Origin of the sequence: Butyrivibrio sp. DSM 10294 (assembly GCF_028539135.1) — a bacterium.
GTDB lineage: Bacteria > Bacillota > Clostridia > Lachnospirales > Lachnospiraceae > Butyrivibrio.
Genome location: NZ_JANSWL010000087.1, coordinates 395,323 through 417,904, shown reverse-complemented (window position 1 = coordinate 417,904; position 22,582 = coordinate 395,323). Strand labels below are relative to the sequence as shown.

Sequence of the window (22,582 nt, the reverse complement as noted above, 5' to 3'; positions counted from 1 at the left end):
CCGCCCTTTTGACGTATTACTCGTTTATAATTAAAATGCAGTAGAGGAAAAATTATGAAAAGGAGTCATACGTTTGAGAAGCAATGGGGTAAAGGCAGCTAAGGTTTTATCTTGTATTATTGCTGCAGTTATTATCATAAACAGTACTCAAACAGCCTGCGCATCCTCGCAGGCTGCTTTTGATATGTCTATTGAGGAAGAACAGATATTGCTTGAAGAGGCAGTATCTTCGGAGGAAGAGAGTGAAATCTACGAAGAAGCATCTGATGATGCGAATATATCTTGGGACGATGAAATAGGAGTATCACAGGAAGAGAAAGTAATAATTCTTGAGGAAGCGGAGGACACGGAAGAAAACGGCTCTGTGATCTTAGATGATCAGGAAATGATCCTCGAAGAAGAAATCCTTGATAAGCTTGGCGAGGCTGAGCTGGAAGCAGCAGAGGAAATCATACTTACTGAGGAAGATATTGAAGTAAAGAATTCACTTGTCCAAAATGATGTCCTCGCAGATCTTCTGGAGATGGAAGAGGGCGAGGATTACGTGGAGGATCAGATCATCGCACTTGCCTCAGGCAATGAAGAAGCAGAGCTTATTGCCAGAGCCTATGGCGGAGAGTTGATTGATTTTTCCTACGGAGTTGCGACCATAAGTCTCAAGGACTGTGAACTTACCGTAGTTGAGGCCTTTCAGTACGGAATTAATCCTGATGTAAGTGTTCCGGCTGTAGAGCCTGATTATCTTCTTTCCTTTGACGATTATGAAGAAACCGGCGAAGACGAGGACTATGCTGATTTTACCAATTGGAATGATCAGTATTATATTGAGGGACATAACGATCCCCTGCTTAATCCCGCGGCCGGAAACTATCAGTGGCATCATGAGGTTATGGGATGTTTTGATGCCTGGAATGTGAGCCTTGGCAGCAGTGACATAACAGTTGCAGTAATTGATTCCGGTGTTAAGACAGATCATGACGATCTTAAAGACGCTATAGTTGATAATTATGAGCAGGTTAACAGTGATACAGCTGCTATCGGCATGAATGACAGCAATGATGACGGTTATGGACACGGAACCCATGTGGCGGGACTTATTGCAGCTTCCATCGGAAACGGCAAGGGAGGCTCAGGCGTTGCACCCGGCGCAAAGATTCTTCCGATAAATGTGTGCAAGCCTACAAAACCGGGGAGCCCCGTTGTGGATTATATGATAAAGGCTATTCAATATGTGGCCGGAGCCGTAGATGTTAACACCACAGAGGGCAAGGTTACTTATTACAAAGGCAGACGTGCGGACATCATTAACATGAGTATAGGTTCCAATACCTACAGCGCAGCTATGGAGGCGGCAGTTAATGCAGCCTATGCTCAGGGAGTTACTATCGTTGCAGCTATGGGAAACGACGGATCCAATCTGGTTAAATATCCCGCCAGATATGATCATGTGATAGGTGTTTGTGCCACCAAGAAGGACAATACTCTGGCCGAATTCTCAGACTTTGGCTCCTGGGCTGATATTTCTTCTCCGGGCTCAGGTATTTATTCCACATCCTGGTCCGGAACTGACAGATATGAATCCAAAGATGGAACTTCTATGGCATCCCCCATCATAGCGGGAGCCTGCGCTCTATATATGAGCTATAAAGGGCATGTGAGTCCCGATGCTATGGAAAAGGCACTGAAGAGTTCTGCAACCAAGGCTCTTCAGCCTGATTCAGGTGCAGGTGTTGTCAATGTGGCCGCTATGCTGGGAGTAAAAGCAACTACTCCTTCGCCTGTTTCTGCCAATCTTCCAATCAAGACCATAATTCTTGATAAGACCTACGTGACATTATCATCTCCGGCAGCAGGCGTTTCGGAGATTGCGAATATTAACGTCAGCAAGCTGGTTAATACAGAGAATCAAGATCTTACAGAGCTGGGAAGAACAGGTTACACTGAGCTAAAATGGAGCAGCTCCGATGAAAAGGTGGCCAGGATATCCGGAAGTACCGGGGGCTATGGCCTTACATCCGTTACTATTGTACCTGTAAGTACAGGAACTGCCACCATAACCTGTCAGGTTATGGATAAATCATCCAAAAAAGCTGTTTGTAAGGTCAAGGTTGTAGGTGACAAGGCTGTCACCGAAATTAGCCTTAAGTGTTACAACGCAAGTTCCTATGTAAAGACTGATGCCGTCGGCAAAGTTACTGCAGCTACTTTGTTTAGGGATGCGCCGGGCTCAGAACTTCTTATAGATGATGACGAGGAACTGATAATTGTCGAGGATGAAAAGAGCTCTGCAATAGTCCTTAACGCTGAGCAGTCCACCAAAGACGGCGATTTCGAAGACTTTATCAAGGCTCCTGTCTTTAAAAACAGTAATTCCAAAGTAGTCAGAATGGATTATGCCGATGATTCAGGTAAGTCCATACTGCTTACGGCGCTGGCAAAGGGAACAGCCAAGATAACAGCGACTGCATCGGACGGCTCAGGAAAGAGCACCTCTGTATATATTACGGTTAAACAGATCGTTACGGGAATTGAGGTGACGGGACAGGCATATATTCAGGCGGGGACCAAGGCTACTTACAAGGCTACGGTCAAACCCTCCGATGCAAATAATAAGAAGGTTAAGTGGGAAGCAGGGGAGGATCCCGGAAACGGCAGATTAAGCTCTATAACCGGTGTGACCATAAGCTCAGGCGGAGTTGTTAGTGTAGCTAAGAATGCTGTTTTTTCAGGAGAAATATGTGTAAGAGCAACCTCAGAAGATGATGGCAGCATCACAGGCGAAACCACCTTTATGATAAGCCCGAGAGCTGAGAGCGTATATCTCAATACCAAGAGTGTCAGCGGCTCCGGAGATTCCTCAGTGCTGGCTCCTGCGGATGTGGGTAAGTATAAGAGTACTGTTACCTTGGTTGGATATGCCGTTGTGCCGGGAAGTAAGATTTCGGGTAAGGTAAATTTCAGCTCTTCCAATCAAAAAGTTGCAAGTATAGAGAATGTAAGCTATGACAGCGCAACCGGTAGGTCAGAGGCAATAATCAGGGCTCATAAGAAGGGCAAGGTTACCATAACCTGCAGTGCGACAGATGGCAGCAAAAAGAGCGCGAAGCTCAAGTTCAGCGTTGTGATCCCTGTGTCGGGGCTTACGCTGACACTTAAGGATAACCTCAGAACCAACCTGGCCTATGGAGGCTCAGCACAGGCTCTGGCTACTATTGGCAAGGCTTATGGCAAGCCTGATAATTCCAAGGTGATCTGGGACTACGATATAGTTGCCTACAGGGTTGACAGTGGCTATGATATGCTAAGCACAACCGATCCACAACTTTTGGAAGAGATTAAAAAGACCAAGAGTTTCTTTGAGTTTAACAAGGGTAAAATAAAGGTTAACAAAAAGGAAAAGTTTGAAACCTGCATCAGGAAGTATGGCTATGACAGCAAAGGTTCTGCAATCTACAAGGATTTCGGACTTAAGATAAGTGTAAGTACAGCCGACGGCTCGGGATTCTATAAGGAATCCTCCGTTATAAGAGCAATAGATAACGGAACCTATATCGATTTTTATCAATATATACCTAAGACTGTTAACAACAAAACTGAGTATACTCTCAATGAGAACAAGACCGATACAATAGTGGTCAGCCTGTCTGACAAAAAATACAATCCGATTATTGTGGATGTAAAATTTGATTCGGATGTGGCATCTACGATAAAAAGCGCAATGACTACCGTAAGCAGCAATACTGCGGTTGCTTCAGCTTACAGCGGATTACACAGCAGCTCAGGCATCACCGGACTTGTTATTTATCCCTATAAAATAGGTGAATCCAATATAATCATGACTTTGAGAGATGGTTCCGGATTCAAGCGTGCACTTAAGATAAAAGTTGTTGAATAGCATATTCGGTTTATCTTGTTTTTTAAAAATAAGGCTCTCATCAGTACACCGCTACTGATGGGAGTTTTTTATAGTTTTGAATTATATCCCTCGGTATAGTATTATATTGGGAGTGCATATTCGCAGAATATGACATTCTATATTGGAGAGAGAAGTAATGTTAAAAAAGAAATTACAGGATTCCCGTTTTCTTATGGGAACACATTTATTTATAGTTTTATTGGGACTTGCCTGGATCGCATTGTCCATTAAGCTAAATGATAAGTTTGAGCAGTTCAACTGGTACTATCTTATTGGCATAGGAGTTCTTTTGGTTGCCAATACCGTCTTATGGTTCAGGACGCCACCAACTGACAGGAAACCAAAGCTTAACAAGCTGTTCCTGATTCTGGGATTTGCGGAGATAATACTGACAACAGGGCTTCTGATAGGCTTTTTTATACTGTATTTCAAGTTCTCCACCATCAATCTGAGTGAGCTGGCATGGCTGATGCACGCTGACATTACGGGAACCAATATTTCCACGTTTTACGGGGATATCATACGAGGCGTAATTGCGCTTATTCTGATAATTGTCGCATACTTTGGTCTGTTCAGACTGGCTAAGAAAAGGAATAAGCAGTCCCGATTTGTATTGTGGTGTTTCACCGTGTTTTTTGCAGGCTTCTGTATCGTGTCCGGCATGCATTACAAGCATCTCATGGTGGGAGAGTACCTCAGAAATATCGGTAAATACTCACCCTTCATCGAGGACAACTATGTTGATGCTGGCAAGGTCGATATAACCTTCAAGGAAAAGAGAAATCTGATCTACATCTATCTTGAGTCAATGGAGCCCACCTTCGCAGGCATAGAGAACGGCGGAGCTACACAGGAAGACATCATTCCGGAGCTTACCGCTATTGCGCAGGAGAACATGGACTTTGGAGAGGGCAGTGCACTTAACGGAGCCTATGCCCTTAACGGAGCAACTTACACCATGGGAGCCATGGCTGCCATGACTTCGGGCGTTGGAGTCAGCGAGGACTTTTTTGACAACCATATCAGAAACAATGTCTGGGAGAAGGATGAGTACGTAACTGACTATCTGCCCGGTGTCTGGTCCCTGGGCCAGGTCCTTGAGGAGAACGGCTACAAAAATATGCTTATGATCGGCTCTAAGGCAGGCTTTTCCGGAAGAGACGTATTCTTTACCAATCACGGAAATTACGAGATCTTTGATTATGACACTGCTGTCGAAAGAGGCTACATCCCTGAGGACTACTACAGATGGTGGGGCTTTGAGGACGCCAAGCTCTATGAGTATGCAAGAGATGAGGTGACGAAGCTTGCGGCTGCAGACGAGCCCTTCAACCTGACACTTCTTACGGTAGATACGCATTTTACCGGAGGCTATGTATGCCAGCTCTGCGGCGACAAATATGATGAGCAGTACAGCAATGTATATGCCTGCGCCAGCAAGCAACTCTCGGATTTCCTTGAGTGGATCAAACAGCAGGACTTTTATGAGAACACGACAGTGATAATTGCAGGCGATCATCCTACAATGGACACTGAGTATATCAGCAAAATGGGAATATCCGATGAATATGAGAGGAAATCATATATTGCAGTGATCAACCCTGCCAAGGACTGCGTAGAGCGTCCCAGGGTTTACACCACCTTTGATATGTATCCCACAACCCTTGCTTCCATCGGTGCCACCATTCAGGGAGACAGACTGGGACTTGGAACCAACCTTTTTTCCGACAAGCCCACGCTTATTGAGAAATACGGATATCAGGAGATGAGCACGCAGCTTCTTCAGCGCTCGCTCTTCTATGAACAGAATCTTGCGGGGAGACTTCAGAAATAACCGCAGAAGGACCGGTATGGGGAGAAAAACTACAGCACAAACCGATAGTAATATATTTGGCAGCATGATCTTTAATGAGGTCGTGCTGCTTGTTATAACCCTAATTTTGTTATTTGTAGTAAAGGTTAATTTCGTCAACGGCGATGAATATGCCATAGCTTATTCCATGGCAGGGGGCTTTGGCAGGGACATATCGCATCTTATCTATGCCACTATAGGGCCACTGTTTGGATTTATCGAGACTGCGCTTTCGGTGGTGATTCCGGGGGGCAGGGTGTATGTATGCACGCTTGTGCTGTTGCTTTTCCTTGCTTCCAACAACTTTTTTTGGACGCTGAGATATTACGAAGCTGAGTGGTACAGCTATGTTGTAGGCTGGCTTGTGTATGCCTACATGCTCATCAATATCAATTACAGCCTTGTGACCATAATGCTGGCAGGGAGCGGGCTTCTTCTGGCCTATGCTCTTGGGAAGCATGGGGGAAAAGACAGAGCTGCGATAGCGATGATCGTCGTGTCCCTTGTTTTTGCAGGTTCGCTAAGGTATCCGCTGTGCGCATTTGCGCTTCTGTGCGTCCTGGCATTTGCTTTTCCTTATAAAGACAGAGCTGCACTTAAGCCGCTTATTATATCAGCCGTTTTTCTTATTCTGGTAATTGGGATCAATTATGGTATGAATATGGTGCTGTGCCGTTTTTCGGCTGAGGGTGCGGAATATATGACCTGGTATGGCTACAGCGTGGGATTTCGTGATTTCCCTGATGTGGACTACGACAGGTACAAGACGTTATTTGGCAGCGTCTGTTACAGCAGCAATGACGTGGATATGCTTAATCACTGGTGCTTCGACGATCTTGCTGTTTTTTCCTCAGAGAACATGTCCTATGTGCTGTCCAATATACCGATGAATCAGCATTATAACATGAGTATCAAGCGGATAATCAGGGATATGATAGGTACGCCTGCAGTGTGGATCGCGTTTTTATTATTGGCTGCGGCGGTGATTGCTTCGATACGTAAGGACAAGAAGGAGGACCTTGTTAATATTGTAAAAGCGGTATTTATCATGGCGCCTTTTGCAATTATTATGGTAGGTCTGTCCGTAAGACAGAGGATATATCCTCATGTTTTTATGCCCTTTATAGTTTTTATTATCATAGAGCTGATCCTTTTCGTGCAAAAGGGGAACAAGGCAAGGTATGTAGTTGCTGCTGCGGCGTTTGGTCTGATTCTTTTCTGGAATATTACAGGGGTAGCGGAGCTAAGAAACGGTGCGGAGAGGTCGGAGGCTTACGGAGAGTATATTGCAGCCCATGCGGGGCAGACCTTTTTGATGGATAATTCTGTTGTGGATTGTATGACGGAGAGCGTTTCTCCTATAGTTTCCGAGTCGAGATATCAGCTGTATCCCAATCTTGTAACCATGTCGGATTTTGATACCGCATCTCCAAGGGATTTCGTCAAACTTGAAACTGCCGGTGTGGCGAATGTCAGAAGGCCATATTTGAGCCTGCTGGAGGAAAATGTGTATTACATCGGAAGAGAAGACGGGGCCCAGATAGAGTATCTTAAGACCTATTTTGCAGAGCATTTCGGGCAATATGTCGAAGCGGAAGTCGTCCATGACTTTGGACTTGATTCCAAGGTTAAGGTTTACAGATTCAAATAAATACCGGATAAAAATAAGCCTTCCACCATGTGCTTGGTGGGAGGCTTATTTGTTTGCCGCTTAGAAATATTTATATACCTTGATCGGAAGTGTTCCGCTGACACCGGAGCCGTCCATGGTCTTTACTTTGATCTTGCAGGAGCCCTTGGACTTCAAGTTGATGTACAGACCTGAATATGTTTTACCGTCTAGTTTAAGAGAGGTTACATAGCCATCTGCTACAGCCGGGTTGCTGTTCTCTACTGCAAGTTCATAATACTCAGCATCGAGCAGGAAGAAAACGCTGTCACCTTCATAACCGCCATAGGATTTGTAATAGTACATAATGCCACTGCTTTCGTACTTGACGAATTTGATATATGGGTTGCGGTTAACTATCTTCAAGATTCTTGTATCATAGGTCCCTGATTCGTCTGCTGCTGTGGCAGTTACCTTGACTGCATAATCTTCGTAGTTTGTACCTAATTTGGCAAGCTCTGATTTGTGGTAATCAAACAGTCCCTGCTCATCTGCGGTTACCTTACCTTTTTTATCTACTCTGAAGAGTGCATTGTTTTCTTCACAGTACTGCTTTGCTTTTGCGCTCAGGGGCTTTAAGGTTGAGCCTGAAAGACCATATATCTCGTAGGTCCAGTTAACCTTTTTGTTGGAAGGTGTTCCGTAGGTGGAGCCGATAACGGGGTTCAGGGTTATGCTGGCGCCTGTTGCAATGGAGCGATTTGACTGTCCGTTCTTGGCGACCAGGTGGATGCTGGCAACAGGGTTGATAACCTTGAAGGTTACGGAAGCTTTCTTCTTGGAACCGTCGTTTGCTGTAGCTGTTATTGTTACCTTGCCGCTCTTATGAGCTGTGAGGGTTACGGAGCCGCCTCTGTTCTTGGAAAGGGATGCAACGCTGTCATTGGAGGATTTCCAGATGAGGTCGCTGACCTTGGTTCCTGATGGTGTTACGGCTTCGGCCTTAAGTGTGACGCTATTTACAAGAGAGCCTTTGGCTGCTGAGGCAAGGGTAGTAGTTACAGGCGGTGCAATGGTGACCAGAGAGGCTTTTTCCTTGCTGCCTATTGTAACGGTCATTTCATCGTGAGCTCCGCTGGGGTCTGTTGATGCAGCGACTACTGTAAAGCTTCCCTTTGCGTTTTTGCCAAGGGTTACCTGTCCGCTTTTTTCATTGATGGAAATGTCGGTGTATTTCTTGTCAAGCTTGTAGGTTACTGTCTTGAAATTGGCATTCTTGGGATAAACTGCTGCTTTGTAAGTAACCTTGGAGCCTGCTGTTACATTGCTGGCAGGACCGGACAGCTGAACATCGGTAACACCCTGAGCTACGGTAATGGTCACGGAAGCTTTTTTGCCTGAGCCGTCTGTGGCTGCACAAGTAATTGTAGCTTTACCCTTGGAAGCTGCGGTAACTGTAACTGAAGAGCCGTTTGCTTTGATGGAAGCTACCTTGGGATTACTGGTGGACCAGTAAGGTGCGGGAGCTGTACCACTTGATGTAGACTGCTTGGCGCTAAAGGCGATGTTTGTAAGTGCTTTGCCAAGATATATTGTTGCGGAAGAAACCGAGTTATTTTTCCTTGTTATCTTGTAGCCTACATTTTCGCTGGAAGGGTTAAGCTGTACACCGGTAACAATGTTCTTGTAGTTTAAAGGAGCATGGGGCTTGGCTGAGGCAAGGAGCTTGGCTACATTTAAGATGCCCTTATTGGAGGTGCTCTTAAGAGCCTTCTGCATAGCCTCAGGGGAAACATGACCAACGTAGCTCATGTACAGTGCGCAGGCGCCTGCAACAACAGGAGTTGCCTGTGAAGTTCCGTCCATTACTTCATAGCCCTTCTGACTGCCTGTGCCGTAGCGGCTGGGGGTCAGACTTGTGGGATAAGAAGATACGATGTCTGTTCCGGGAGCTGCGATATCCTGCCAGGAACCATAGTCGGAGAAGCTGGTTCTTTCTCCGGTTTCGTTAACAGCGCCTACGGCAATGACGTTATCGTATCCTGCGGGATAGACCTTGTGATTGGCGCGGTCATTACCCATAGCTGCGATTATTGTTACTCCGTTTATGACTGCAAGATTGATGGAGTCCTGCAGCGCCTGGTTGTAGGATGCACCGCCAAGACTTAAGTTGGCGATATCTGCAAGAGGAGTACCCAGGCTGTCATCATTTTTGATTGCAGCAACATATCTGATGCCTTCGAGAACTGCACTGCTGGAGATGGCTGAGCCGCTCTTATCCAGGACTTTAACAGCGAGGATATTTGCCTTGGGGGCAATACCTGAACCGCCGAGGCCGTTACCTGCAGCACCTGCGATGATTCCCGCAACATGGGTGCCGTGACCGTTGTCGTCTGTGGTGTCACCGGATCTTGTCTTGACTCTGCCGCTTAATTCAGGGTGATTACTCTGGACACCGCTGTCGATTACAGCAACCGTTACGTTATAGCTGCCGCCTGTGGTGATCTTCCAGGCTTCATAGGTGCCTATCATATCGTGATGCCACTGATAATAGTGATTAGCGGGATCAAGGAAAGGATCGTTGAAGCTAATTCCGTTTATGGTGTTCTTGTAAATATCACTCCAGGAACCGGTTGCTTCAAACTCAGCATTTTCTTCTGCATTATTCTCTTCTTCGCAAGGACTCTCATTATCAGGGGCAACTGCGCCCCTGTTAATAACTTCATCTGCATCTGAACCTGTAGGTCCAATGAGGTGATAGATGTAATTAGGCTCTACAGCAGGAAGATTGAGGCCGTCTTCAAAGGCAAGGCTGTAGGCGGTTGATACATCAACCGTGCTGCCTGAGAGGTTGATAACGGCAACTCCGTATTCGTAGCTCTCAAGTTCTCCGGAGTAGGCGGCTGCAATCTCTTTGGCGTGTTCCTCGGAGTCGGTTACGCATATTACCTCATCAGAGATGTAGTCTACGCCTTCCTCCAGGGTCTTGAACTCTTCATAAACGTCTTCTTTTCCGGACAGCTCCTGCTTGAACTTCTTCTCCTCGGAGGTAAGCTTGTAACCCTCAGGCATACCTGCGATTCCGGTAGGAAGTGCGCTAAGACTCTCTGATTCTGAGTTGACTGTCAGATCCTGTGTATCCTCTACCTCTTCGATAAGCTCGTATTCGCCTGTGATTTCGGCAGCCTCTTCATTGGATTCTGTATCGGATGCTTCAATAGATGTTTCGTCAGATGCGTCATCGGATACTTCTTCAGATACTTCATCAGATAGTTCTTTGGATGTTTCGTCGGAGACTTCGATCTCAACATCGTCGGTTTCCGACAGGTCGAGCTCACTGCTGTCATCTATGAAGATGAATTCCTCTTCATTATCTGAGGCTGCGCGGACAACGGGAGCCTGACCCATTACCAGCGAAGCCGCCAGAACAGCAGCGATCAGCTGTTTAAACTTTTTTTCATACATTTTCATTTCCCCTTTTTCTGCCTTAAATTAATGTTATTTAAGTTCGACTATTTTACCGTTTTTTAAAATAAAATTTCAAGATGTAAAAGCAACAAAACGTTAAAACAATCACAGGGGATTGTTTTTTAATATAGTTCGTTATATTCGTTTACAGACAGTTCGGGATAGCCTTTTTGCTTACCCATTTCAATAACGCTGCGGGGATCTTCGGTGGTATGGAAGGTGGCCACTCCATAGGCGTACTTGACAAACTCTATGCCATACATCTTTGCTATTTCTCTGGCCTCTTCTTCGGACTTGGCGATACACAGAAGCTCTTCGCCTTCCACGTAATTTGCGATGGGAGAGTGTGAAACGCTTATTGATTCGCTCTTTTGGTCCCTGGGACTGCACCCAAAAAGAAGTGAAAAAGGAAAAATCATAATTGCTGCTCCTATAATGATCCCGGATATTTTAATGTTTACTGTATGCAGGCGATTGTTCATTTTGTAATCCTCCTTCTTTATTATATACAAATGAGAAGACGAATTTGTTGAAATAAAATATTCAATTTCTCTAAAATGCACAGAAAAAGAATTGTCAACATAAAATTATAACTTTTTTTTTATAAAAATTTTAAAAGTTATCCACAATCCCCAGAATAAAAAGGTCGATTTTTGGACTTATACACGAAGTTATCCACATTGTCCACAAAAACAATGTTTTACAAGTGGATTTTACACAATAGAAAGCACTAGATATTTTTTGTGCATAATTTACAAAAGACCATATTTTATAAAAAGATTATTTTTCAAAATGCTCCGAAAAATTGCATAGAGTCTTTCGAGGATGTTATAATAGCGTATATACAATATTCGCTGCGATAGGCTAATTGTTAGACTATTGTCGGCATAGTAAAGGGGATGATCGCATGAAATTTACTATCGTAGGAAAGAACATCGAGGTCACACCGGGACTGCATTCCGCAGTTGAGGAGAAGATCGGAAAGCTTGAAAAGTATTTCACGCCCGAGACAATTGTTAATGTAACACTTAACGTTGACAAAGACAGACATAAGATTGAGGTTACCATTCCCGTTAAAGGTAAGATCATTCGTGCAGAGCAGGTTAGCAACGACATGTATGTTTCCATTGATCTGGTGGAGGAGATCATTGAGAGACAGCTCAAGAAGTATAAGAGCAAACTCGTAGACAAGCAGCAGGCTGAGGCAAGCTACTTCAAGAAAGAGTATCTGGAGTCCGATTATATGGACGAAGAGGATATCCGCATCGAGCGTATGAAGAAGTTCGATCCCAAACCCATGTATCCTGAGGATGCCTGCGTACAGATGGAGCTTCTCGGACATAACTTCTTCGTATTCGTTAATGCCGAGACCGATCAGATCTGTGTTGTTTATAAGAGAAAGGGAAATACCTACGGACTTATCGAGCCGGAGTTCTAAATTCTGTTAAAAAAATATCAAATTATGGAATTTTTATAAAATAGCTCTCTTCGGAGAGCTATTTTTGTTGCATTTGGCTAATGTGAATGATATAATAAATTCGTTCTGATAAAAATTTATCAATGTGGAACAGCAAGTTACAATTTCATACAAATCAAGGACAAGAGTCCGAAAAAACGGAGGAAATGCTTTATGGCACAGAAGGTAGTTTTGGCAGGCGCTGTTAGAACAGCTATCGGCAAGATGGGCGGAGCTCTCAGCAACACTCCTGCAGCTGAACTTGGTTCAATCGTTATCAAGGAGGCACTTAATCGTGCAGGTGTTAAGCCTGAACAGGTAGACGAGGTACTCATGGGATGCGTTATCCAGGCAGGTCTTGGACAGAACGTAGCAAGACAGGCATCCATCAAGGCAGGCCTTCCGATCGAGACTCCTGCAGTTACACTTAATGTAGTTTGCGGATCCGGTCTTAACTGCGTAAACATGGCAGCAGATCTTATCAAGGCCGGTGAGGCTGATATCGTAGTAGCAGGCGGTATGGAGAACATGTCTATGGCTCCTTACGCACTTCCCAACGCACGTTTCGGTTATCGTATGAACAACGGTACAGTTGTAGATACCATGGTAAACGATGCTCTTACAGATGCATTCAATCACTATCACATGATGATCACAGCAGAGAATATCTGCGATAGATGGAACCTTACAAGAGAAGAGCTCGACGAGTTCTCAGCTAATTCTCAGCAGAAGTGCGAGAAGGCTATGGCAGAGGGCAGATTTGACGGCGAGATCGTTCCCGTTCCCGTTAAGGTTAAGAAGGAAATCGTTGAGTTCAAGGTTGATGAGGGCCCTCGTGCCGGCACAACTGTGGAAACTCTTGCTAAGCTTAAATGCTGCTCCGGCAAAGAGGGCGGCCTTGTAACAGCCGGCAACGCTTCAGGTATCAACGACGGCGCTGCAGCAGTAGTTGTTATGAGCGAAGAGAAGGCTAAAGAGCTTGGAATCAAGCCTATGGCTACATGGGTTGGCGGCGCACTTGCAGGTGTTGAGCCTGAGGTTATGGGTATCGGCCCTGTTGCAGCTACCAAGAAGGTTCTTAAGAAGACAGAGCTTTCACTTGATGATATCGATCTTATCGAGGCTAACGAGGCATTCGCAGCTCAGTCAGTTGCAGTTGCCAAGGATCTTGGCTTTGATATGAGCAAGGTTAATGTTAACGGTGGCGCTATCGCCCTCGGACATCCCGTAGGAGCTTCAGGATGCCGTATCCTTGTTACTCTTCTTCACGAGATGGCTAAGAGAGACGATGCCAAGAAGGGTCTTGCAACTCTTTGCATCGGCGGCGGAATGGGCTGCGCAACTATTGTGGAAAAGTATGAGTGATAAAGGAATTCAAACTGAAGCAGTCTGTCGTGCTTGCACGATACAGACTGCTTTAGCTTGAAGACCAGATTATTCTAATTCATAGGAGGAAAAAAATGGGTTTTGTTAATTGCGAAGTAAAAGACAAGATTGCTGTCGTTACAATCAACCGCCCCGAGGCACTCAACGCCCTGAATTCTCAGGTTCTTGATGACCTCGCAGCTGCATTTGACAGCATCGACACCAATGCTGTAAGAGCGGTTGTTCTTACAGGCGCAGGCGAGAAGTCATTTGTTGCCGGCGCAGACATCGGAGAGATGAGCACACTTTCCAAGGCTGAGGGCGAGGCTTTCGGCAAGAAGGGAAATGACATCTTCCGTAAGATCGAGCAGTTCCCTGTTCCCGTAATCGCAGCCATCAACGGATTTGCACTTGGCGGCGGATGCGAGATCTCAATGAGCTGCGATATTCGTATCTGCTCAGAGAACGCTATGTTTGGTCAGCCTGAGGTAGGCCTTGGAATCACACCTGGCTTTGGAGGAACTCAGAGACTTGCACGTCTTATCGGTGCAGGAATGGCTAAGCAGCTTATTTATACTGCTAAGAACATCAAGGCTGACGAGGCTTACAGAATCGGTCTTGTTAATGCAGTATATCCTCAGGAGGAGCTTCTTGCAGCTGCTGAGAAGATGGCTAATCAGATTGCAGCTAACGCACCTATCGCAGTTCGTGCTTGCAAGAAGGCTATTAACGATGGACTTCAGGTTAACATCGACGATGCTCTCGTGATCGAGGAGAAGCTCTTTGGTTCATGCTTCGAGTCCTATGATCAGAGAGAAGGAATGGCTAACTTCCTTAGAAAGAAAGACGATCCGGCTAAGGTTAAGGTTGTAGATTTTAAAAATGCGTGATCAAGGGATTCAAAGTCGTGAAATGACTTGCTTGCAATAATCAGTTCACAATAAAAAATATTTTACATAGGAGGATTTTTATAATGAAGGTTGCTGTTATTGGCGCTGGTACAATGGGATCAGGAATTGCTCAGACATTTGCTCAGGCTGAGACTGTAGAGAAAGTATATCTTTGCGATATCAAGACTGAGTTTGCTGAGGGCGGCTTTGCCAAGATCAAGAAGGGTCTTGATAAGCAGGTTGCTAAGGGAAAGAAGACTCAGGAAGAGGCTGATAAGATCACAGCTAAGATTCAGACAGGTCTTAATGACATCTGTGCTGATGCTGATCTAGTAGTTGAGGCTGCTCTTGAGGTTATGGACATCAAGAAGAACCTTTTCAAGGAACTTCAGGACAACATCGTTAAGAATCCTGATTGCATCTTCGCATCTAATACATCATCTCTTTCAATCACAGAGATCGGTTCAGGACTTGCTAAGCCCATCATCGGTATGCACTTCTTCAATCCCGCTCCTGTTATGAAGCTGGTTGAGGTTATCCAGGGTGCTAACACTCCTGATGAGTATGTTGACAAGATCAAGAAGATCTCCGAGGATCTCGGCAAGACTCCTGTACAGGTTAACGAGGCAGCTGGTTTCGTAGTAAACAGAATCCTTGTTCCTATGATCAACGAAGGTATCTTCGTATATTCAGAAGGCGTTTCAGATATCGCCGGCATCGACACAGCTATGAAGCTTGGATGCAACCATCCTATGGGACCCCTTGAGCTGGGCGATTACATTGGACTTGATATCGTTCTTGCTATCATGGATGTTCTTTATTCAGAGACAGGCGATTCCAAGTATCGCGCTTGCCCTCTTCTTAGAAAGATGGTTCGCGGTAAGAAGCTCGGCGTTAAGACCGGAATCGGTTTCTACAACTACGCTGACGGAAACAAGGTTCCAACAGATAAGTAATCGCTTAGTTCGGGCGAGTGCTTTATACGAGAACCGAACTTCCTTATGAAAAAAATAGAAAATAGATTAAATTGGAGGAAATAATAATGGATTTTCAGCTTGATCAGCAACATGAAATGGCTAGATCTCTTTTCAGAGAATTTGCAGAAAAAGAAGTTAAGCCAAATGCAATAGAAGTTGATGAGACAGAGGTTTTCCCTATGGAAACCGTTAAGAAGATGCAGAAATACGGTTTCATGGGTATTCCGATTCCCAAGGAGTATGGCGGACAGGGCTGTGACCCTCTCACATACATCATGTGCGTAGAGGAGCTTGCTAAGGTATGTGGTACAACAGCAGTTATCGTATCAGCTCACACATCACTTTGCTGCGATCCTATCATGACTTACGGTACAGAGGAGCAGAAGCAGAAATACCTCGTACCTCTTGCAAAGGGCGAGAAGCTCGGTGCATTCGGTCTTACTGAGCCCATGGCAGGAACAGATGCTCAGGGTGTTCAGACCAAGGCTGTTCTTACAGAAGATGGCAAGGAGTGGGTTCTTAACGGATCCAAGTGCTTCATCACAAACGGTGAAGTTGCTGATGTATACATCATCATTGCTTACACAGATATCGTAGAAGACAAGAAGGGCAGAAAGCAGAAGAAGTTCTCAGCATTTATCGTTGAGAAGGGAACACCCGGATTCACCTTTGGAACAAAGGAGAACAAGATGGGTATCCGTGGATCATCTACTTACGAGCTTATTTTCCAGGATTGCCATATTCCTGCAGAGAACCTTCTTGGTGCAAGAGGAAAGGGCTTCCCTATCGCAATGCACACTCTGGATGGCGGACGTATCGGTATCGCTGCTCAGGCTCTTGGTATTGCAGAGGGCGCTCTTGACAGAACAGTTGAGTATGTTAAGGAGAGAAAGCAGTTCGGCAGAGCTATCGGCGCATTCCAGAACACACAGTTCCAGCTTGCTAACATGGCTACACAGTGCGAAGCTGCAAGACTCCTTGTATATCAGGCTGCTGATGCAAAGAAGAATAAGGACGTTTACTCAGTAGAAGCTGCTAAGGCTAAGCTTTTCGCAGCAGAGGTAGCAATGGATGTAACCACCAAGGCTGTACAGCTTCACGGTGGATACGGCTACATCAGAGAGTACGAAGTAGAGAGAATGATGCGTGATGCTAAGATCACAGAGATCTACGAGGGTACATCTGAGGTTCAGAGAATGGTTATTTCAGGTGCGCTTCTTAAGTAATCACCTGAGAACTTCCTTATTAACACGAAAATAATAAAAGGAGAAAATACGATGAAAGTAGTAGTTTGCGTTAAGCAGGTCCCTGATACAAAGGGCGGCGTTAAATTCAAACCAGACGGAACACTTGATAGAGGCGCAATGCTTGCTATCATGAATCCTGATGATAAAGCTGGCCTTGAGGCAGCACTTAGATTAAAAGATCAGTACGGAGCAGAAGTTACAGTAGTAACTATGGGTCTTCCCAAGGCTGAGGCAGTTCTTCGTGAGGCTATGGCTATGGGTGCTGACAAGGCAGTTCTTGTTACTGACAGAGTACTTGGCGGAGCTGATACATGGGCAACATCATCAACAATCGCCGGCGCACTCAGAAACCTTGAGTATGATCTCGTAATCACAGGCCGTCAGGCTATCGATGGAGATACAGCTCAGGTTGGTCCTCAGATCTCTGAGCACCTCGGACTTCCTGTAATCTCTTACGCAGAAGAGATCAAGGTTGACGAGAAGGCTAAGAAGGTTGTTGTTAAGCGTCAGTTCGAGGATCGTTACCACATGGTAGAGGCTAATATGCCTTGCCTTATCACAGCTCTTGCAGAGCTTGGCGAGCCCAGATACATGACTCCCGGCGGAATCTTTGATGCTTTTGAGAAGGAAGTTACAGTTTGGGGAAGAGCAGATCTTAAGGATGTTGACGATTCTAACCTTGGACTTAAGGGTTCACCTACACAGATTGCTAAGGCTTCTGACAAAGTTAAGAAGGGTCAGGGCGAGAAGGTTACTCCTGATTCAGCAGAAGAAGCAGTTGAGTATCTTGTAGGAAAGCTTACTGAAAAGCACGTAATCTGAGTGATATAGGGAATGAGTAAACACGGTGTAGTGCTTGCACTGTGCATCGTGTTTATGAAATGACCGAACAGACATGAGGAAGTAGCACTGTGGTGCGGATTCCGAATGTATGTAGGATTGCGAGAACGAAGTGAAGCAATCCGTATATCACGTAGTAAATTAAATTCAAAGTATAAAGGAGAAGAGTCATGTCTTTAGAAGAATATAAAGGTGTATTTATATTTGCTCAGCAGGTAGACAATGAGCTTTCAGGCATCGCATTGGAGCTTCTGGGCAAAGCAAAAGATCTTGCAAATGATCTTGATGAGAAAAAAGTTACAGCAGTTCTGCTGGGTGAGAAGGTTGGAAACCTTGTAGATACACTTGCTGAGTACGGTGCTGACAGAGTAATCGTAGTTGACGATCCTGCTCTTAAGGATTACAGAACTGAGCCTTACACACACGCTCTTTCATCTGTGATCAAGGAGTTCAAGCCTGAGATCCTTCTTGTTGGTGCAACAGCCATCGGTCGTGATCTTGGTCCTCGTGTATCATCCAGAGTACATACAGGTCTTACAGCTGACTGTACACAGCTTGATATCGGTGATTTCCCTCTTAACGCAGTTGAGGGACAGGAGCAGAAGCACAAACAGCTCCTTATGACACGTCCTGCATTCGGTGGTAACACAATCGCTACTATCGCTTGCCCTGACTTCCGTCCTCAGATGGCTACAGTACGTCCCGGCGTTATGCAGAAGATCACTCCTGTAAAGGGCGCTAAGGCTGAGGTAGTAGAATTCAATCCAGGATTTGAAGAGAATAGCTGCTACACAAAGATCCTTGAGATTGTTAAGGCAGTTTCAGAGGTTGAGGATATCCAGGAAGCTAAGATCCTTGTATCAGGCGGACGTGGTGTTGGATCACCTGAGAACTTCAAGATCCTTGAGGATCTTGCAAAGGTTCTTCACGGAACAGTATCCTGCTCACGTGCAGTTGTAGATTCAGGCTGGAAGCCTAAGGATCTCCAGGTAGGTCAGACAGGTAAGACTGTTCGTCCTAAGGTTTACTTCGCAATCGGTATCAGCGGAGCTATCCAGCACGTTGCAGGTATGGAAGAGTCAGATCTCATCATCGCTATCAACAAGGATGAGAATGCTCCTATCTTCGATGTAGCGGATTACGGTGTAGTAGGCGACCTTAACAAGATCGTTCCTGCACTTACAAAGAAGATTGAAGAAGCACTTGCAGCTAAGGGCTGATTTGAGACATACTAGATAATACGCGGCTCAGACCATTTTGGTCTGGGCCGTTTTTATGTTGTGGCGAAATGTAAAAATACCTGTTAAGGCCGAGGGCGTGTTGGCCTCCCGGAAGACCGCCGACTACCACCACTTCGTATTTTTACATTTCATCCACAGATAAACCGGTCCGGACTCAAAATGGTTCCTGAGCCGCTCACTTCCCTAGCTTCCCCTCAAATTCCCCATGTAATAAGTGCACAGATTTTCCTGCTTTTGTTATCTTCCCCCAAGCTCCAATTCCGTCAAGGAACCGTGGAATAACCGCAGCGCCACAACTTGACGTGAGGCCGGTATATGAAAAGCTGCGCGAGGATTTATGCCGCGAAAGTCCTTGACGGAACTGGAGCGGCACACACCCTTGTCTATCGGGATGGCACCTCTAGTGCCATCCCTAGACTAACAATGGGGAACTTCGCTTGCCACAGCGTATGCGGGGTGACGAAAAACAAGGATTTGTCTCTCGTTCTAGAAACACAATTAATCTAGCTCATTCCCGCCATATCATGTTATGATAGTTGCGCTGAAACTATGAATTACAAGCCAATAAAGAACGGAGTAAATATATAAATGGACAAGAAACAGAAATTATTAGACTTAATAGATAAAGCCGGCAAAGGCAGCATCGAGGCCGCCGAGGAGATCGCTGTAGGTTACTTCAAGGGTGACTTCGGTGAGAAGAACTTCGCCAAGGCCAGGAAATGGGCTTCCTATGCCGCAAAGCACGGCAGCGAAAGAGCAGCAGAAATACTGAAGGAAATGGAATAATTTGCCGTGAAAAATGGGGGATGCAAGAGGTGAGTACGGAAGGATATTATTATGTGAACTTAATGACGGAGCCGACAGTGCATCTTTTTCTGTAAAGGAAATGATAGGCGGTGAAATGGGAGAAGCTCTCACTGAGCCTGTGGAGGTTCCTCATAACGAAGACAATTTCTATCAGGTGGAGCTGCTTTCCATGCCTCTCATGGAGAAAAGCAACGAGCCCATAAGGGAGATCGAGACCCTTACAGCCATGTTCTTGGCATAAAGCCTGACGAAAATGCTCCGGGATATGAGCATTTTTATGTAAAACCCGTTATAATGGAAGGGCTGGACAGTGCTTCGGGAAGTATTGAGACAAAATTCGGAACTATCAGCGTTTCTTATGATAAAAACAGCGGAACCATGAAGGTAGCGGTTCCCAAAGGTACCACCTGTACACTGACACTCCCATCAGGGGAAGAGAGGGAGCTTGAGAGCGGAGAGCAGGAATTTAAGTTCTGAAAACAAGAGGGGTAAAAAGGGGAAATACGACAGGAGAATCGATATGAAAAGTATTTTAGATTATGAGACAGTTGCACTTATTGATGAAGATGATGCCATTGAGATCATCGACCAGACTTTGCTTCCCGGAACAACGAAGATCATAAGACTTCACACGGGGCAGGAGATATGGGATGCCATTTACCTTCTGCAGGTGAGAGGAGCGCCGGCTATTGGCGTATCCGCAGGCTTTGGCTTGTATCTTCTTATGAAGCACAGCAAGGCTGGTTCTTATGAGGAGTTCTGCGCAGAACTCAAGGAAAAAAGTGATTTTCTCAATTCTTCACGTCCTACTGCAGTTAACCTGTCATGGGCTTTGAAGCGCATGGAAAAGCACGCCGCTGACTTTTATGAGACAGAATTAAAGGCAGCAGGTTCTTTTGAAAAAGTACGAGAAAAGCTCATCGCCGAGATGAGAGCTGAGTGCGAGCGTATCAAGGCTGAGGATATTGAAGTCTGCAGGAAGATTGGAGAGTACGGCGTAACACTTGTAAAGGACGGCGACGGACTTCTTACCCACTGTAATGCCGGACAGCTCTGTGCCTGCAAGTACGGAACCGCCACAGCTCCCATGTATCTTGCCCATGAAAAGGGCATGAACATCAAGGTGTACTGTGATGAGACAAGACCTCTTTTGCAGGGAGCAAGACTCACCGCCTATGAGCTCCACTCTGCAGGTATCGACACCACCCTGCTTTGTGACAACATGTCCGCATCCCTTATGAGAACCGGCGCCATCAACGCCATCTTCGTGGGCTGTGACCGTGTTGCCGCCAACGGAGATGCCGCCAACAAGATCGGAACCAGCATGGTAGCCCTGGCCGCCAAACGCTACAACGTTCCTTTCTACGTTTGCGCCCCCACCTCCACCATTGACATCAACACCCCCACCGGCGCCGACATCAAAATCGAGCAGCGAAAACCCGAGGAAGTCACCGAAATGTGGTACAAAGAGCGCATGGCTCCTGAGGGCATAGGAGTCTACAACCCCGCCTTTGATGTTACAGATAACGAGCTGATTACCGGCATCGTAACAGAATATGGCATCCTAAGAGCTCCCTATGATGTTGCAATTAAAGAGCTCTTTAACAAAGAATAAGGAAACATATTTCGCTTGGCACCATGAGTGACGTTGTACATCCTGAAAATCGATCCTCCCATTGCGGACTTCCGGGAAACTATAACCCCCCAGGGGGCTTGTACACAGCATTTTCTCTGTCATATACTTTAGGTGTTGCCAAAGGTGTACAGGCGCAGTTCCCTGTGGTCCGACAGGTACTGTCTTGTACGCCCCTTTTTTTTAAGTAATCACCTGGCGAGGTGTACTATATAACAATTCATAAGAAAGTGGGGACAATCACATGCATATGGCAGACGCCCTTGTGGCACCGGCAGTGGCCGGAACAATGTACGTTTTATCTACGGGAGCAGCAACCGTTTCCGTCAAAAAAGTCAGGGAGGAGAACAATCCCAAGAAGATCCCTGTAATGGGTGTTATGGGTGCCTTTGTTTTCGCAACTCAGATGCTCAACTTCACCATTCCCGGAACAGGCTCATCGGGACATCTGTGTGGAGGCATGATGCTTTCAGCAATGCTGGGCCCTTATGCCGGCTTCCTTACAATGATAGGAGTGTTGCTGGTTCAGTGTCTTCTTTTCGCAGACGGAGGACTGTTGGCCCTGGGCTGTAATATATGGAATATGGCCTTTTACGGGTGCTTTATAGGAGCCCTACTAATATGGCGTCCCATGATGAAGAAGGGCGCCAGCAGAGTTAAGATAATCGCCGCATCAATAATCGGATGTGTGCTGACACTTCAGATGGGTGCCTTCTCCGTTACTCTTGAGACACTTATCTCCGGAATCACAGAGCTTCCTTTCTCTGTATTCGTAGCAACAATGCAGCCCATCCATCTTGCGATCGGCTTCGTTGAAGGACTTATCACAGCAGCTGTCCTTGTCTTCGTATACGAGGCAAGACCTGAGCTTCTCTGGGGCATCGGCGAGTCTGAGACAGTAGCCGGGAAGGAAGCCAAGCTTTCTCTTAAGAACACAATCGTAGTTATTGCAGTACTTGCAGCTCTTGCAGGCGGTATTGTATCATTATTTGCATCAGCATTCCCTGACGGACTTGAGTGGTCCATGGAGCAGGTAGCAGGAACAGCAGAGCTTGAGGCTGAAGGCGGCGCCTATGCAGCTGCCGAGGGTATCCAGGAAGCAACATCACTTCTTCCGGACTACGCCTTCAAGAACAGCGAATCTGCCATCGGAACCAGCTTTTCCGGAATCGTGGGAGCGCTGGTTGTAGTAGCAATCCTGGTTGGCGCCTGCTATGCCTTCAGATTCTTCAAGAGCAAGAAATCCGGAGTGACTGCAGCTTAAATATCCGCCCGGCTAAT

The 22,582-nt window shown here is 45.9% G+C and carries 17 protein-coding genes; 15 read left to right on the top strand and 2 right to left on the bottom strand.

From position 1 onward, the window contains the following. Nucleotides 1-73: 73 nt before the first annotated feature. From NXH67_RS15665 to NXH67_RS15655, 3 genes are all read left to right on the top strand, one after another. Nucleotides 74-3,895: a S8 family serine peptidase gene (locus NXH67_RS15665; RefSeq protein ID WP_272797983.1), complete on the top strand. Its 3,822-nt coding sequence runs from the start codon at nucleotides 74-76 to the stop codon at nucleotides 3,893-3,895. A 157-nt stretch (nucleotides 3,896-4,052) separates the two neighbouring features. Next, nucleotides 4,053-5,750 (top strand): LTA synthase family protein, encoded by a 1,698-nt coding sequence (locus tag NXH67_RS15660; protein ID WP_272797982.1) that lies wholly within the window; start codon nucleotides 4,053-4,055, stop codon nucleotides 5,748-5,750. 16 nt (nucleotides 5,751-5,766) lie between these two features. After that, nucleotides 5,767-7,419: a hypothetical protein gene (locus tag NXH67_RS15655; protein WP_272797981.1), complete on the top strand. Its 1,653-nt coding sequence runs from the start codon at nucleotides 5,767-5,769 to the stop codon at nucleotides 7,417-7,419. A 60-nt stretch (nucleotides 7,420-7,479) separates the two neighbouring features. Here NXH67_RS15655 and NXH67_RS15650 read toward each other — a convergent pair whose 3' ends face one another. Both NXH67_RS15650 and NXH67_RS15645 read right to left on the bottom strand, forming a co-directional pair. After that, nucleotides 7,480-10,842 (bottom strand): S8 family serine peptidase, encoded by a 3,363-nt coding sequence (locus NXH67_RS15650; RefSeq protein WP_272797980.1) that lies wholly within the window; start codon nucleotides 10,840-10,842, stop codon nucleotides 7,480-7,482. A gap of 125 nt (nucleotides 10,843-10,967) precedes the next feature. After that, the gene (locus NXH67_RS15645) at nucleotides 10,968-11,327 is read right to left on the bottom strand and encodes a hypothetical protein (RefSeq protein WP_272797979.1); all 360 of its coding nucleotides are present in this window, start codon (nucleotides 11,325-11,327) and stop codon (nucleotides 10,968-10,970) included. A 425-nt stretch (nucleotides 11,328-11,752) separates the two neighbouring features. On the opposite strand from NXH67_RS15645, the gene hpf reads away from it, so the two are divergent. The 12 genes from hpf to NXH67_RS15585 all read left to right on the top strand — a co-directional run bounded on the left by hpf (nucleotide 11,753) and on the right by NXH67_RS15585 (nucleotide 22,565). Further along, nucleotides 11,753-12,283 (top strand): ribosome hibernation-promoting factor, HPF/YfiA family, encoded by a 531-nt coding sequence (gene hpf / locus NXH67_RS15640; RefSeq protein WP_022777657.1) that lies wholly within the window; start codon nucleotides 11,753-11,755, stop codon nucleotides 12,281-12,283. A gap of 192 nt (nucleotides 12,284-12,475) precedes the next feature. Further along, nucleotides 12,476-13,666: an acetyl-CoA C-acetyltransferase gene (locus NXH67_RS15635; RefSeq protein WP_272797978.1), complete on the top strand. Its 1,191-nt coding sequence runs from the start codon at nucleotides 12,476-12,478 to the stop codon at nucleotides 13,664-13,666. A gap of 95 nt (nucleotides 13,667-13,761) precedes the next feature. Then, nucleotides 13,762-14,556 (top strand): enoyl-CoA hydratase-related protein, encoded by a 795-nt coding sequence (locus NXH67_RS15630; RefSeq protein ID WP_022777655.1) that lies wholly within the window; start codon nucleotides 13,762-13,764, stop codon nucleotides 14,554-14,556. 83 nt (nucleotides 14,557-14,639) lie between these two features. Next, on the top strand, nucleotides 14,640-15,512 hold the full coding sequence (locus tag NXH67_RS15625; RefSeq protein WP_022777654.1) for a 3-hydroxyacyl-CoA dehydrogenase family protein: 873 nt from the start codon (nucleotides 14,640-14,642) through the stop codon (nucleotides 15,510-15,512). Nucleotides 15,513-15,598: 86 nt separating this feature from the next. After that, nucleotides 15,599-16,759, top strand: coding sequence for an acyl-CoA dehydrogenase (locus NXH67_RS15620; RefSeq protein WP_022777653.1), 1,161 nt, complete (start codon nucleotides 15,599-15,601; stop codon nucleotides 16,757-16,759). A 51-nt stretch (nucleotides 16,760-16,810) separates the two neighbouring features. Next, nucleotides 16,811-17,602 carry an electron transfer flavoprotein subunit beta/FixA family protein gene (locus NXH67_RS15615; protein ID WP_022777652.1) on the top strand — a complete coding sequence of 264 codons (792 nt, stop codon included), beginning with the start codon at nucleotides 16,811-16,813 and terminating at the stop codon, nucleotides 17,600-17,602. Between the two features lie 188 nt (nucleotides 17,603-17,790). Next, entirely contained in the window at nucleotides 17,791-18,840 is a 1,050-nt protein-coding gene (locus NXH67_RS15610; RefSeq protein ID WP_022777651.1) for an electron transfer flavoprotein subunit alpha/FixB family protein, read from the top strand. A gap of 609 nt (nucleotides 18,841-19,449) precedes the next feature. Further along, nucleotides 19,450-19,647, top strand: a complete 198-nt coding sequence (locus tag NXH67_RS15605) for a hypothetical protein (RefSeq protein WP_022777649.1) — start codon at nucleotides 19,450-19,452, stop codon at nucleotides 19,645-19,647. 13 nt (nucleotides 19,648-19,660) lie between these two features. After that, complete coding sequence (locus tag NXH67_RS15600) at nucleotides 19,661-19,909, top strand: hypothetical protein (RefSeq protein WP_272797977.1); 249 nt, start codon at nucleotides 19,661-19,663, stop codon at nucleotides 19,907-19,909. A 53-nt stretch (nucleotides 19,910-19,962) separates the two neighbouring features. Further along, the gene (locus tag NXH67_RS15595) at nucleotides 19,963-20,145 is read left to right on the top strand and encodes an alpha-L-rhamnosidase C-terminal domain-containing protein (protein WP_022777647.1); all 183 of its coding nucleotides are present in this window, start codon (nucleotides 19,963-19,965) and stop codon (nucleotides 20,143-20,145) included. Between the two features lie 43 nt (nucleotides 20,146-20,188). Further along, a complete protein-coding gene (gene mtnA / locus NXH67_RS15590; protein WP_272797976.1) occupies nucleotides 20,189-21,283 on the top strand; it encodes an S-methyl-5-thioribose-1-phosphate isomerase in 1,095 nt (364 codons plus the stop codon). 262 nt (nucleotides 21,284-21,545) lie between these two features. Beyond that, a complete protein-coding gene (locus NXH67_RS15585) occupies nucleotides 21,546-22,565 on the top strand; it encodes an energy-coupling factor ABC transporter permease (RefSeq protein ID WP_272797975.1) in 1,020 nt (339 codons plus the stop codon). Nucleotides 22,566-22,582: the final 17 nt, after the last annotated feature.

Excerpts from the sequence above, each read along its gene's own strand:
- NXH67_RS15660 (WP_272797982.1), top strand. The coding sequence starts at position 4,053 with ATGTTAAAAAAGAAATTACAGGATTCCCGTTTTCTTATGGGAACACAT.
- NXH67_RS15655 (WP_272797981.1), top strand. The coding sequence starts at position 5,767 with ATGGGGAGAAAAACTACAGCACAAACCGATAGTAATATATTTGGCAGC.
- NXH67_RS15650 (WP_272797980.1), bottom strand. The coding sequence starts at position 10,842 with ATGTATGAAAAAAAGTTTAAACAGCTGATCGCTGCTGTTCTGGCGGCT.
- NXH67_RS15645 (WP_272797979.1), bottom strand. The coding sequence starts at position 11,327 with ATGAACAATCGCCTGCATACAGTAAACATTAAAATATCCGGGATCATT.
- hpf (WP_022777657.1), top strand. The coding sequence starts at position 11,753 with ATGAAATTTACTATCGTAGGAAAGAACATCGAGGTCACACCGGGACTG.
- NXH67_RS15635 (WP_272797978.1), top strand. The coding sequence starts at position 12,476 with ATGGCACAGAAGGTAGTTTTGGCAGGCGCTGTTAGAACAGCTATCGGC.
- NXH67_RS15630 (WP_022777655.1), top strand. The coding sequence starts at position 13,762 with ATGGGTTTTGTTAATTGCGAAGTAAAAGACAAGATTGCTGTCGTTACA.
- NXH67_RS15625 (WP_022777654.1), top strand. The coding sequence starts at position 14,640 with ATGAAGGTTGCTGTTATTGGCGCTGGTACAATGGGATCAGGAATTGCT.
- NXH67_RS15620 (WP_022777653.1), top strand. The coding sequence starts at position 15,599 with ATGGATTTTCAGCTTGATCAGCAACATGAAATGGCTAGATCTCTTTTC.
- NXH67_RS15615 (WP_022777652.1), top strand. The coding sequence starts at position 16,811 with ATGAAAGTAGTAGTTTGCGTTAAGCAGGTCCCTGATACAAAGGGCGGC.
- NXH67_RS15610 (WP_022777651.1), top strand. The coding sequence starts at position 17,791 with ATGTCTTTAGAAGAATATAAAGGTGTATTTATATTTGCTCAGCAGGTA.
- NXH67_RS15605 (WP_022777649.1), top strand. The coding sequence starts at position 19,450 with ATGGACAAGAAACAGAAATTATTAGACTTAATAGATAAAGCCGGCAAA.
- NXH67_RS15600 (WP_272797977.1), top strand. The coding sequence starts at position 19,661 with ATGGGGGATGCAAGAGGTGAGTACGGAAGGATATTATTATGTGAACTT.
- NXH67_RS15595 (WP_022777647.1), top strand. The coding sequence starts at position 19,963 with ATGGAAGGGCTGGACAGTGCTTCGGGAAGTATTGAGACAAAATTCGGA.
- mtnA (WP_272797976.1), top strand. The coding sequence starts at position 20,189 with ATGAAAAGTATTTTAGATTATGAGACAGTTGCACTTATTGATGAAGAT.
- NXH67_RS15585 (WP_272797975.1), top strand. The coding sequence starts at position 21,546 with ATGCATATGGCAGACGCCCTTGTGGCACCGGCAGTGGCCGGAACAATG.